The organism is Prochlorococcus sp. ALOHA_ZT_50 (genome assembly GCF_022447305.1).
In the GTDB taxonomy this organism is placed as follows: domain Bacteria; phylum Cyanobacteriota; class Cyanobacteriia; order PCC-6307; family Cyanobiaceae; genus Prochlorococcus_A.
This window is the reverse complement of the sequence record NZ_JAKVCI010000020.1, coordinates 22,709-34,181: the sequence shown is the minus strand read 5'-3', so window position 1 is coordinate 34,181 and position 11,473 is coordinate 22,709. Positions and strand designations below refer to the sequence as shown.

Sequence of the window (11,473 nt, the reverse complement as noted above, 5' to 3'; positions counted from 1 at the left end):
TATTTTTAGTTAACTCTTTTATTAAAACGCTTGGCAAAGTATCATTATCCTCTCCAAAAATAAACTTTGAAAAATCTTTTTTTAATTTTTCTTTTACAGGCTTAATTATATTTTTTGCTTCTAGGTCGTTCTTAGCTCGCGCGGTGATTCTGAGTTTAACCTCTCCTAAGTTTGCATATGGAGCAACAGTCGGGTTTTTAAGATTTAATAGATCATTAATTTTTTCTGCAACACTAGATTCTCCAATACCTGCAAATTTAAGAGTATTTGAATAAAAGGAATAATTATCTGAGAATTTGGTTTTAATGAAATCATACGCCGTCTCTTCCCACATAGTTTTCATTTCACTTGGTACTCCAGGGAAAGTAAGAATAGTAAATCCTTTTATTGGTTCCCATATCATTCCTGGGGCAGTGCCCCTAGGGTTATTAATTATTTGAGCATTTTTTGGGAAGAAACATTGTTTCCTTAAGCTAGAGGAATCGTCCTTGAGCTTTGAGTTTGGAAGTTTTTGTTTAATTTCATCCCATAAGTGCGGTCTTTCAAAAAGAGATACATTAAAAGATTTGGCTATTGCTTCAGTAGTTAAGTCATCTGGGGTGGGTCCCAAGCCACCAGTTGTAATTAGAAGATTACTTCTTTTCGATATTTCTTGAATTACTTTTATAATTCGATCACAATTATCACCGACAGTTGATTGCCTAAAGTGATTTAAGCCTAATTGAGATAACTGTTCAGAAATCCATTGAGCATTTGTATTGATAATATTTCCTAAGAGTAGCTCTGTTCCAATAGAAAGAATTTCAACTCCCTTGGAGTTAGGACTCATTTAATTGATGCTTCAAGTTTGCCTTCATAAAGAGGAAAACGATTACATAAGGTTAATACTCTTTCTTTACATTGACTTTCAATCAGTGAATCGTCTGGGTTAAGTAATCTATCAGCAATAATTTCGCCAACTTCAGCAAAAGCATTCTCATTAAAGCCTCTAGTAGTTAAAGCAGCAGTTCCCAACCTTAGTCCGCTGGTTACAAAAGGTGATTCAGGGTCAAATGGAACGGTATTTTTATTTGCAGTGATATTCACTTCACTTACAAGCAAGTCAGCAATTTTACCAGTCATATTGATACTTCTTAAATCGAGTAAAACAATATGGTTATCAGTGCCTCCACTCACGATATTGATACCTCTATTTATTAAAGTTGAAGCTAGAACTTTTGCATTTTTTATTACTTGTTGGGAATAATTAACGAAATCTGGCTGCAAGGCTTCTCCAAATGCAACTGCTTTAGCTGCAATTATATGTTCGAGGGGCCCACCCTGAGTTCCAGGGAAAACAGATTTATCAAATTTCTTTCCAAATTCTGCATCTTTACATAAGATAAGTCCCCCTCTAGGCCCTCTTAATGTTTTATGAGTAGTTGTAGTTACTACATCACAATAAGGTATTGGATTTGGGTGAAGTTTACTTGCTACAAGACCGGCAATATGTGCAATATCAGCCATTAAGAAAGCACCAACTTCATCTGCAATATTTCTAAATGATTCAAAATCGATTGTTCTTGGATAAGCAGAATATCCGCATATGATCAATTTTGGTTTTGTTTCAAGTGCTATCTCTCTTATTTCATCAAAATTTAATTCACTAGTTTCTTTATTTACACCATAGTGAACTGCATTGAACCACTTACCACTCATATTTACTGGAGACCCATGAGTTAGGTGTCCACCATGAGATAAATCCATCCCCATGATTGTGTCGCCAGGTTTAAGTAGACTTAGGAAAACAGCAGCATTTGCCTGTGCTCCACTATGGGGTTGAACATTAGCCCAATTTGCATTAAATAATTTTTTCGCTCTCTGAATAGCTAATTCTTCGATTTCATCAACAAATTCACATCCCCCGTAATATCTTTTTTGAGGTAATCCCTCGGCGTATTTATTTGTAAGGACGGAACCTTGAGCCTGCATAACGGCAATTGATGCGAAATTTTCGCTTGCGATTAACTCAAGATGAGTTTCCTGCCTATTTTTTTCAGAGTTGATAAAATTTGATATTACTGGATCACTTTCTTTAAGATTTTGAAGGATATTCATTGAATTTGATAAGTAATACCCATAATATAGACGATATTTTTTAGAAAAATATAAAAAGAATATTTCAGAATTTTAAACGCGCCTGGAGAGATTCGAACTCCCGACACCCTGATCCGTAGTCAGGTGCTCTAATCCACTGAGCTACAGGCGCATAATTATGTAATATCTCTGTTTCAGGGTCTCTTAGTCAACTAGATTTCGGGTAAAATATCTATTATTAACAATCTAATTATTAATATGCCTATAAAGTGGTACGGAAATGGTGATTTAGAAGATCCTATCTATAAACATTTTTCTCGAATAGTAAATTTTGTTATTCACTGCATGATATTTACTGCGATTGTAAGTGGCACGTGGCTTTTAAAAGAGATTAAATATGAAATCGGCTATTTTAATAATTTTGCAATTGTCTGGTCAGTTCTTTTGGCCTCCCATTTACTTTTCGTAATTATAAAAAAACCTAAAGATACTTCAAAACAATCAACTTAAATCAATTTATATTTATGGACTCTCAGATACGTATAAGTGATCTAGAAAATGTTATTTCCGAAAAGGTTTTTATTAAAATAGAAAAGTGGAATTTGTATCTTGGAGACGCTGGCCTAGCTAGGCATCTTGCTATTGAATGTATCAGCAATAAAGATCAAGGCCCATTGGAGGCTGCAAAATTAAGTTTGAAAGCAATAAATGTAAAAGTAGGGGATGGTGTTAATAGTATTCCACTGATTAATTTAATCACTAACTCACAAATTCTAGAATTAGAGGAGATTTTGGAAAGTTTTTTTTAAAAACTAAATCTCTTTTTTTGAAACTTTAAATTTATTTACTTTCAAGAATTTTGTAAGTAAAAAATAAATCACAAAAAAAGTTAGAGTTCCAAATATTAATAATAAAAATTCTGCAAGATTTGAATTGAAGTTATTCGTAGTTTGGAGAATAGTAAAACAAAGTGTGCTGTCTATAAATGCTGCTAATGACATGAGGCTAATTTTCCTCAATAAATCCAAGTTAGGTAAATGGATATCTTCATTTCGCAGATTAAAAGAAAGCAAAATACAGACTATAAGGTTGACTATTACTGAAGATAAAATTATTCCCACAACTCCGAAATTATATGGAGAAAGATTCCCAAAATTCTTAATTGGGGCACCAATTAAAAACCAATCAAAAAAAATATTAAATATTATCCCTGCAAATGAAGACTTAAAAGGGAAGTTTGTTTTTTCTATTGAATAGTAAGTTCTTACTAATAAATCTCTATAAAGATAAAATGGTATGCCAACTGCATAAGCAATTAATATATTTTTTACTTTTAAAGTTGCTGAATAATCAAAAGATCCTCTTTGAAAAACTAATTGTACGATTTGATTATTGAATGTTATGAAAAATCCGGTTAAAAAAATAGCTGTCAAGAAACAGTACTCTATCCCAGATATCAATTTTTTTTGGAGACCTCTTTCGTCTTTTTCACTTCTCAATTTAGAGAATTTTGGAAGTAATGGCAGAATCAAGGAGTTAGATAATATGCCTAAGGGGGCTTGTATAAGAAAGTTTCCGTAAGCTAGTCCAGATGCTGCGCCTTGAAAACTTGAAGCGAAAAACATATCGATAAAAACATTAATTTGACTTAGACCTGATGAGATAGATGCTGGAATAATTAGTTTGAAAATCCTCCTCTCTTCATCTTTAAATAAATTGAAGGTTGACTCTAATCTCAAGAGACCAATTTTATTTATTTCCCAAATTTGAACAACAAACTGAATTAAAGTTCCTGTCAAAGTTGCAAATGCCAGTAATCCCGTGTAAGTAAAGAAATTAGAAGATGTATTTTCTTGGTTGAAAATCCAACTAAATAAAATAAAAAAAATAATAGTTACGCTTGTTATTGCTGGACTTATACTTGATAAAAAGAATTTTCTTTGGGAATTTAAGGCGCCAAAGCTTAAACCTATGAAGCCGGATAAAGGGATGCAAGGTGTAAGTATTTGTAATTGGTAAGTGGCAATAGATTTAGCTTCGTAACTTAAATTCGGGGCCAATAAATCAATTAATAAACTGGAATTCGAGTAAATCAATATGGCTAAAATTAATAATAATATTGAAAGTTTTATGCTTACTTGAGTTAAAACAATCCCTCCATTTTTTTTGTTAAGCGGAGTTAAAACTGCAACGACTGCGTTATGCAATGGACCATTAATACCCCCAATGATTATTAGCAAAAAACCAGGAATTATATATGCATAATTAAACGCGTCGTACGTTACACCAACCCCAAAAGCAGCAGCTATAAATATTTGTCTTATACATCCAGCTAATTTACTTAGACTAGTACCAAACGAAATTGAAAAAACATTATTTTTTAAAAATGAATGCATTTGGAATCGTCTAAATTTTTCAATAAGTTTAAGTTTCAATTATATTTGATTTTTAACTAACGACATATTTATGAATGATCGGTTAATTGATTTTGATCCATTAATTGAAGGGGTTTTAATTAAGAGGTATAAAAGGTTTCTTGCAGATATTGAATTAGAGAGTGGAGAGGTAGTAACTGCTCATTGTGCTAACACTGGCCCAATGAAGGGACTTTTGAGTGAGGGAGCAAAAGTAAGAATAAGTGTTTCCTCTTCTCCAAAAAGAAAATTACCTTTTACTTGGGAACAGATATGTGTTTTTAATGCAAAAAATGAGGAGGTTTGGGTAGGTATTAATACTCTATTTGCAAATAAGTTAATCAAAAAGGTTATTGAGAAAAATTTGCTTGACGAAATAATAGGAGAAATAGAGACAATTAAATCTGAAGTTCCTTATGGAAAAGATAAAAAAAGCAGAATTGACTTTTTTTTAACTCCAAAATCTTCAAATCCTGATAAACGTAACATTTACATAGAGGTTAAAAATACGACTTGGATTAAAGAAAATGTAGCTCTATTCCCAGATACAGTAACGAAAAGAGGCCAAAAACACCTCATAGAATTAAAGGAATTAATTCCTGAAAGTAAAAGTGTTTTAGTACTTTGTATTACAAGAAAAGACGCTTGTTTTTTTGCCCCTGGAGATGATGCAGATCCCTTATACGGCAGTCTTTTTAGAGAATCTTTAAGTGTAGGAATGATAACTATTCCATGTTCTTTTGAATTTCATAAAGATCACGTATCATGGAATGGAATTAAACCTTTAAAATAGCCAAAAAACTTGATATTTTGAAATCCAAAAAAAATAATTTTTAAATTTAACAAATAATTTTTTAAGGTGCAACTATAAAAATGGTATAAACAACTACTAGACACGGATAAGTTTTTTGAATAAATTTAAATTTGAAAGGAAACAGTAAAACTGTTTTTTTGCAGATCTAATTTTTTTTTATGACCACTGCTTTGCAAACGCCTCAAAGGCGCTCTAGGTCCAAACTTCAAGATGCAAGTCTTGTTAATGGACCTATGCTCCTTTTGAGGAGTATTCGAGGATTTAGTTCAAACCGCTCTATGTTGTGGCTTGCAACTGTTCCCCTAGCTTTGTTTGGTTTAGGTATTTTTAATCTTTCAGCTCACGCAGCTGATTTACCTGAGTTGAATGCAGCTTTTCTTGCTAACAATTTATGGCTTTTGATCGCTACTATTCTAGTGATCTTTATGAACGCCGGTTTCGCTATGGTTGAGGCAGGTATGTGCCGTTCTAAGAACGCTGTTAACATTCTTGCTAAAAACCTCTTTGTATTTGCTCTAGCTGTAACTTCTTATTGGTTTATCGGCTATTCATTAATGTACGGAGGAAGTGTTGCTGACGGATGGCTTTATTTTGGAGGCTTATTTTTTGATCCAACAGTTACTGCAGATATGGTAACTGATGCTGGATTAGTCCCAACTGTTGATTTCTTGTTCCAGTCTGCTTTTGCAGGAACTGCGGCAACTATCGTTTCCGGTCTTGTTGCTGAAAGAGTTAAATTTGGAGAATTTGTTGTTTTTGCTGTTGTATTAACTGCATTTATATATCCAATTGCTGGTAGCTGGAAATGGAATGGTGGTTGGCTTGATTCTTTAGGTTTTGTTGATTTTGCTGGTTCTTCAATTGTTCACTCAGTTGGAGCATGGGCGGGTCTTGTAGGAGCTATGCTTCTTGGACCAAGAATTGGCAAATACTCTGATGGGAAACCACAGGCTATGCCAGGACACAATATGGCTATAGCTACTCTAGGTGCATTAGTCCTATGGATAGGTTGGTACGGATTTAACCCCGGTTCTCAACTTGCTATGGATCAATGGGTTCCATATGTTGCTGTAACAACTACTTTGGCAGCAGCAGCTGGAGCTATTGGTGCAACTATTGTTTCAACATTAACTTCTGGTAAGCCTGATCTTACAATGATAATTAACGGAATCCTTGCTGGTTTGGTTAGTATCACTGCTGGTTGTGGTGATATGACTCTTGCTGGAGCCTGGTTCGCAGGACTAGTAGGCGGAATTATCGTTGTATTTTCTGTTGCAGCACTTGATGCCGCTGAGATCGATGATCCTGTAGGTGCATTCTCTGTTCACGGAGTTTGTGGTGTATGGGGTACTGTAGTTATCGGTCTTTGGGGTACAGCTGTACAAGGTGATGGAGCAGGTATGGGATTGTTCAATGGTGGAGGTATTACCCTTCTTCTAGTTCAAGCTCTTGGTGCCGCAGCTTATGCTATTTGGACACTAGTTACTTGCTGGATTGCCTGGTCTGTAATTGGAGGATTATTCGGTGGAATCCGAGTATCTGAAGAGGAAGAGACTCAAGGCTTAGATATAGGAGAGCATGGAATGGAAGCATATCCAGACTTTGCATCTGCTAAATAATCTAACTGAAAATTGATTTAAGAAACCTGACTTATGTCAGGTTTCTTTTTTTTACGAAAAATTATTTAAAACGTTGTAATATAGGAAGATGGATACTCAAGCTTTTAGAAGATCCCTTCATCATTCTGATAGATACAATAGAAGGGGTTTCGATTCTCCAACAAAAAGAGCTCAAGCGTTAGAAGAAGCTTACCAAAGTGATTTGATAAGTTCTATTAGGGATAATGGTTTTACTTACACTAAAGGCAGACTAAATATTAAGTTGGCCCAAGCCTTCGGTTTCTGTTGGGGAGTTGAAAGAGCTGTAGCAATGGCTTATGAAACTAGAAGACATTACCCAAATGAGAATATTTGGATAACAAACGAAATAATTCATAATCCCTCGGTTAATGATCATTTAAGAAAAATGAATGTAAAATTCATTTCAGCTAAAAATGGAATTAAAGATTTTTCTTTAGTTTCTAATGGGGATGTTGTTATACTTCCTGCTTTCGGAGCTACTGTTCAAGAAATGAAACTCTTGCATGAGAAAGGTTGTCATATCATTGATACAACTTGTCCATGGGTTTCTAAGGTTTGGCATACAGTTGAAAAACATAAAAAACATGTTTTCACATCTATTATTCACGGAAAATTTAAACATGAAGAGACTCTCGCTACAAGTTCATTCGCAGGTAAATATTTAGTTGTACTTGATCTAGAAGAAGCGAACTACGTATCTGAATATATTCTGGGGAGAGGTAATAGAAATGAGTTTATGAACAAATTTGCTAAAGCTTGTTCTAATGGATTTGATCCTGATAAAGATTTAGATAGAGTGGGAGTTGCAAATCAGACAACTATGCTTAAGAGCGAGACTGAGGAAATTGGAAAGGTTTTTGAAAGGACGATGTTAAAGAAATTTGGACCAGAAAACTTAAATAGTCACTTTTTAGCTTTTAATACTATTTGTGATGCAACTGAAGAAAGGCAAGATGCAATGTTCTCTTTGGTTGATGAAGACCTTGATATTTTAGTAGTTATTGGAGGCTTCAATTCTTCTAATACTACTCACCTACAAGAAATAGCAATTACTAAAAATATTTCTTCTTTTCACATTGATACGCCAGAGAGGATATCAGTTAAAGAAAACTCAATATTTCATAAACCACTAGGATCAGAATTAGAACTTAAAAATAATTTTCTACCTAGTGGAAAAATTAATGTTGGAATTACCTCAGGTGCATCCACTCCTGATAAGGTTGTTGCAGATGTTATTGAAAAGTTAATTGATATTGCTTCCTGAATTTGTTATTCATTTATAAATTTGCTTAGTTTTTTTAATTTATTAGTCAGATAATTCCAAAAGATCTACTTTATTAACTAGAATAATGAAAAATTAATGAAGTATGGAAGACAAAGCACAAACTAATCAGGTTCAAACTGCAAGTATGAATAGAACTAAAGCGCCCCAAAAAGTTGAAGTTGTAGTTGCTAATTCATCTTCAGGGTCAGAAGTAAATATCCTTGGAGAACTATCGATTTTTGTTTTAAGAATAGGTTTTTGTGCTTTGATGATTCATCATGGCCTTGAGAAACTTCAGGATCCGCAGGGTTTTGCTGAGTTTGTAGTTGGTAAGTACTTCCCATTTTTGCCAGGTGATCCTGTTATTTGGACTTTTGGAGCAGCAATTACTCAATTGGTATGCCCAGTAGGATTGGCTTTAGGGATTTTTGCGAGGCTTTCTTCTCTTGGTCTATTCTCCACCATGGCATTTGCAGTTTATTTTCATCTCCTTGATACTGGACTAGAAGGTTTTCCTCTGGCAGTGGTTGAAGGTCATAATTATGCTTTCGAATTGTCTTTTATATATGGGGCTATTTCTCTCTACTTTCTATGTGCAGGTCCAGGCAGGCTATCTTTATTCAGAAAAACTAACAAGATTACATATTATCCAAAATCAACATAATTTAATGTAAAAAGTGCCTTTTTTGCGTAAATACCATTGAGATTCCTTTTGAATTACACATATCAATACTTTCTTGGTCTCTTAGACTTCCTCCAGGTTGAATAATAGCTTTTATTCCATATTCATTTGCTAGTTCTACAGTATCTGCAAATGGGAAAAACCCATCGCTGGCCAAGACAGCATCAGAACATAACCTTCCAGCTGCTTTTAATGCAATTTTTGCTGCTCCAACTCTATTCATTTGTCCAGCTCCAATACCAATAGTTTTTTGGTCTTTTGCAATAACAATGGCATTAGATTTCACGTGTTTACAAATTTTCCATGCAAAATTTAGATCTAAGTTAATTTGATTACTCGGATTTTTATTAGTTACTGAAATCCAATTTTCAGTTTTTTCTTCACTATCGTCAGTATCTTGAACTAGTAATCCTCCCATTATTGATTTAGTAGAATTTTGATTCTTTTTTGGAAGTTGATCTTTTGAAAACTTTAAAATTCTTAAATTCTTTTTAACTTTTAAAATTTCTAAAGCTTCCTCATCAAAAGATGGAGCGACGACACACTCTAAGAAAATATCTTTGAGGTGAATTGCGGTCTCACTATCAACATTTGAATTAAAAGCAACTATTCCTCCAAATGCACTAACAGAGTCGCATTCCAAAGCATTCAAAAATGCTTTAGAAGCTGAATTACTTATAGAGGCACCACAAGGATTATTGTGTTTTAAAATAACAGAGGCAAACATGTCGTTTGCAAGTTCATCTTTTTCTGTGTAGCCAAATTCTAAAACTGTTGAAAGTGCCGACTCTAGATCTAATAGATTGTTATAACTTAAGTCTTTTCCTTGTAATTGTTCTGCTGAGTTCCATCCAATGTTACTTAAACCATACCAGAAAGCTTTTTGATGTGGATTCTCCCCATATCTTAAGGTTTTGATTAGTGGATAAGATTCAATATATTTGGAAGATTGTAAATCTCTTTCTTTTCTTATCCAATTAGATATTGCAGTGTCATAGTCTGCTGTATGTTGAAAAGCTTCAAGGGCTAATTTTGCTTTATATGAGTCTTTCAATTCACCTTTTTTACTTTCTTCAAGAAAATTTTGATACTGACTAGGATCTACTAAAACGGAAACATCTTTATGATTTTTAGCTGCAGAACGAATCATAGATGGCCCTCCGATATCGATATTTTCAATAGCATCTTCCCATTTAGCTCCCTGATCTACAGTTTTTTTAAAAGGATATAAATTTACAACTACTAAGTCAATTAACTCAAGATTGTTAGCTTCTATATCTTTTTTATGTTCCTCATCAGTTCTTTTAGCTAATATTCCCCCGTGTATTTTTGGATGTAAAGTTTTAACTCTTCCTCCAAGAATTTCTGGAGAATTAGTAAAATCTGCAACTTTAATAACTGGAATTTTTGCCTCTATAAGATGTTTGGCAGTTCCTCCACTTGATAGAATTTTATAATTAAATTGCTCTACCAATTCCTTACAAAATGGGATTATATTTTTTTTATCAGAGACACTTACTAAAGCTAATGGAGACATTATGGGAAAGTTTACTTACTTAAGAATATAAACATGAAATATGCTATCAATCATGAATTTGTCTCGATTAGCTCTCAAACTGCAACTCATAGAATTATTTTGATGCATGGTTGGGGAGCTGATTCAGATGACCTTTTAACATTTGGAAAGGAGATGACTGAAAAAATAAATCTTGATTTTGAGGTAATTTCTTTGAGGGCTCCTGGATTACACCCAAGCGGTCAGGGAAGACAGTGGTATGGATTATACCCACATGATTGGAATGGAGCTGAGGTTGAAGTAAATAAACTTTTAGTTACATTAAAAAAATTTGATACTGATCAGATTCCACTAAGAAAAACAATTTTGTTGGGGTTCTCTCAGGGGGCGGCAATGGCAATTGATGCGGGATTTAAGTTAAATTTTGGATTAATTGTTGCTTGTAGTGGTTATCCTCACCCCAACTGGGCCCCAGGAGAAAAATTCTCGCCATTGATTATTAGTCATGGTTTATTTGATGACGTTGTGCCTATAGATGCTTCTAGGACTATTTATGAAAAGGTAAAGAGTAAGTCTTCTAAATTTTGTGAATTATTAGAATTCGATGGATTTCATCAAATTGATTCAAATTTAATTAATTTTATAAGTTCAAATATAAGTAATATTTTTTAAACAAAAGCATATTCATATTCTTCAATCTCTTCCCAATCATCTGCAGTAAGTTCTAGACCCTCAAATATTTTTTCTTCACCAATTCCTTCAACTACAACTTTTAGTGATGGAAATAGAAAATGATTTTCTTCAGCATATTGGGCGCTAAATAACCCTTTTTCACCCCAAAAAAATCTATCGGTGGTGTGTTCATTTCTTCTGACATTGAAAACTGAAGGCGCAGAGAGACCATTTTCAGCTATGAATCTTCTTGCTGCTGTAACTGGTTTATGTTTGCCAGTTTCGATATGATAAATAGGTACATGTGCCATTACTCTTTGGCCAGCCAATCTTCTTCTGCTGATTCTTTTTCTTTTTTTTGACATTGATTGGTACTCCTGAAATTATTAATGAGA

The 11,473-nt window shown here is 33.8% G+C and carries 12 protein-coding genes and 1 tRNA gene; 7 read left to right on the top strand and 6 right to left on the bottom strand.

The window, feature by feature from the left end; genetic code table 11:
* The 3 genes from MK115_RS06560 to MK115_RS06550 form a co-directional block, all read right to left on the bottom strand.
* Positions 1–829 (bottom strand): CinA family nicotinamide mononucleotide deamidase-related protein (locus MK115_RS06560; RefSeq protein WP_287610417.1); only part of this gene is annotated, 829 nt, incomplete at its 3' end.
* Positions 826–2,097: a serine hydroxymethyltransferase gene (glyA, locus tag MK115_RS06555; RefSeq protein ID WP_025971697.1), complete on the bottom strand. Its 1,272-nt coding sequence runs from the start codon at positions 2,095–2,097 to the stop codon at positions 826–828. The genes glyA and MK115_RS06560, both read right to left, overlap by 4 nt.
* Before the next feature lie 77 nt (positions 2,098–2,174).
* A tRNA-Arg gene (locus MK115_RS06550) sits at positions 2,175–2,248 on the bottom strand.
* 86 nt (positions 2,249–2,334) lie between these two features.
* On the opposite strand from MK115_RS06550, the gene MK115_RS06545 reads away from it, so the two are divergent.
* Both MK115_RS06545 and MK115_RS06540 read left to right on the top strand, forming a co-directional pair.
* Complete coding sequence (locus MK115_RS06545) at positions 2,335–2,586, top strand: hypothetical protein (protein ID WP_011862300.1); 252 nt, start codon at positions 2,335–2,337, stop codon at positions 2,584–2,586.
* A gap of 14 nt (positions 2,587–2,600) precedes the next feature.
* Positions 2,601–2,885, top strand: coding sequence for a DUF3181 family protein (locus tag MK115_RS06540; RefSeq protein ID WP_075439273.1), 285 nt, complete (start codon positions 2,601–2,603; stop codon positions 2,883–2,885).
* Between the two features lie 3 nt (positions 2,886–2,888).
* Here the strand turns inward: MK115_RS06540 and murJ are convergent, their stop codons facing one another.
* The gene (murJ, locus tag MK115_RS06535; protein ID WP_287610414.1) at positions 2,889–4,472 is read right to left on the bottom strand and encodes a murein biosynthesis integral membrane protein MurJ; all 1,584 of its coding nucleotides are present in this window, start codon (positions 4,470–4,472) and stop codon (positions 2,889–2,891) included.
* 70 nt (positions 4,473–4,542) lie between these two features.
* Here murJ and sfsA point away from each other — a divergent pair, with 70 nt between their 5' ends.
* The 4 genes from sfsA to MK115_RS06515 all read left to right on the top strand — a co-directional run bounded on the left by sfsA (position 4,543) and on the right by MK115_RS06515 (position 8,872).
* Positions 4,543–5,283 carry a DNA/RNA nuclease SfsA gene (gene sfsA, locus MK115_RS06530; RefSeq protein WP_287610412.1) on the top strand — a complete coding sequence of 247 codons (741 nt, stop codon included), beginning with the start codon at positions 4,543–4,545 and terminating at the stop codon, positions 5,281–5,283.
* 179 nt (positions 5,284–5,462) lie between these two features.
* Positions 5,463–6,923: an ammonium transporter gene (locus MK115_RS06525; protein ID WP_011862304.1), complete on the top strand. Its 1,461-nt coding sequence runs from the start codon at positions 5,463–5,465 to the stop codon at positions 6,921–6,923.
* An 88-nt stretch (positions 6,924–7,011) separates the two neighbouring features.
* Positions 7,012–8,208 (top strand): 4-hydroxy-3-methylbut-2-enyl diphosphate reductase, encoded by a 1,197-nt coding sequence (locus MK115_RS06520; protein ID WP_079293847.1) that lies wholly within the window; start codon positions 7,012–7,014, stop codon positions 8,206–8,208.
* A gap of 103 nt (positions 8,209–8,311) precedes the next feature.
* Positions 8,312–8,872 carry a DoxX family protein gene (locus MK115_RS06515; protein WP_025893950.1) on the top strand — a complete coding sequence of 187 codons (561 nt, stop codon included), beginning with the start codon at positions 8,312–8,314 and terminating at the stop codon, positions 8,870–8,872.
* 1 nt (position 8,873) lies between these two features.
* Here the strand turns inward: MK115_RS06515 and purH are convergent, their stop codons facing one another.
* Positions 8,874–10,427 (bottom strand): bifunctional phosphoribosylaminoimidazolecarboxamide formyltransferase/IMP cyclohydrolase, encoded by a 1,554-nt coding sequence (gene purH, locus MK115_RS06510; protein ID WP_287610408.1) that lies wholly within the window; start codon positions 10,425–10,427, stop codon positions 8,874–8,876.
* A gap of 33 nt (positions 10,428–10,460) precedes the next feature.
* Here purH and MK115_RS06505 point away from each other — a divergent pair, with 33 nt between their 5' ends.
* Positions 10,461–11,078, top strand: a complete 618-nt coding sequence (locus MK115_RS06505; protein ID WP_287610406.1) for an alpha/beta hydrolase — start codon at positions 10,461–10,463, stop codon at positions 11,076–11,078.
* Here MK115_RS06505 and MK115_RS06500 read toward each other — a convergent pair.
* Complete coding sequence (locus MK115_RS06500; protein ID WP_011817760.1) at positions 11,075–11,443, bottom strand: DUF3155 domain-containing protein; 369 nt, start codon at positions 11,441–11,443, stop codon at positions 11,075–11,077. The genes MK115_RS06505 and MK115_RS06500 overlap by 4 nt on opposite strands.
* Between the last annotated feature and the right edge of the window lie 30 nt (positions 11,444–11,473).

Bases quoted from the DNA above. Each gene is read 5' to 3' on its own strand.
- glyA (WP_025971697.1), bottom strand. From the start codon at position 2,097: ATGAATATCCTTCAAAATCTTAAAGAAAGTGATCCAGTAATATCAAAT.
- MK115_RS06500 (WP_011817760.1), bottom strand. From the start codon at position 11,443: ATGTCAAAAAAAAGAAAAAGAATCAGCAGAAGAAGATTGGCTGGCCAA.
- MK115_RS06520 (WP_079293847.1), top strand. From the start codon at position 7,012: ATGGATACTCAAGCTTTTAGAAGATCCCTTCATCATTCTGATAGATAC.
- MK115_RS06505 (WP_287610406.1), top strand. From the start codon at position 10,461: ATGAAATATGCTATCAATCATGAATTTGTCTCGATTAGCTCTCAAACT.
- MK115_RS06540 (WP_075439273.1), top strand. From the start codon at position 2,601: ATGGACTCTCAGATACGTATAAGTGATCTAGAAAATGTTATTTCCGAA.
- purH (WP_287610408.1), bottom strand. From the start codon at position 10,427: ATGTCTCCATTAGCTTTAGTAAGTGTCTCTGATAAAAAAAATATAATC.
- MK115_RS06545 (WP_011862300.1), top strand. From the start codon at position 2,335: ATGCCTATAAAGTGGTACGGAAATGGTGATTTAGAAGATCCTATCTAT.
- sfsA (WP_287610412.1), top strand. From the start codon at position 4,543: ATGAATGATCGGTTAATTGATTTTGATCCATTAATTGAAGGGGTTTTA.
- MK115_RS06525 (WP_011862304.1), top strand. From the start codon at position 5,463: ATGACCACTGCTTTGCAAACGCCTCAAAGGCGCTCTAGGTCCAAACTT.
- murJ (WP_287610414.1), bottom strand. From the start codon at position 4,472: ATGCATTCATTTTTAAAAAATAATGTTTTTTCAATTTCGTTTGGTACT.
- MK115_RS06515 (WP_025893950.1), top strand. From the start codon at position 8,312: ATGGAAGACAAAGCACAAACTAATCAGGTTCAAACTGCAAGTATGAAT.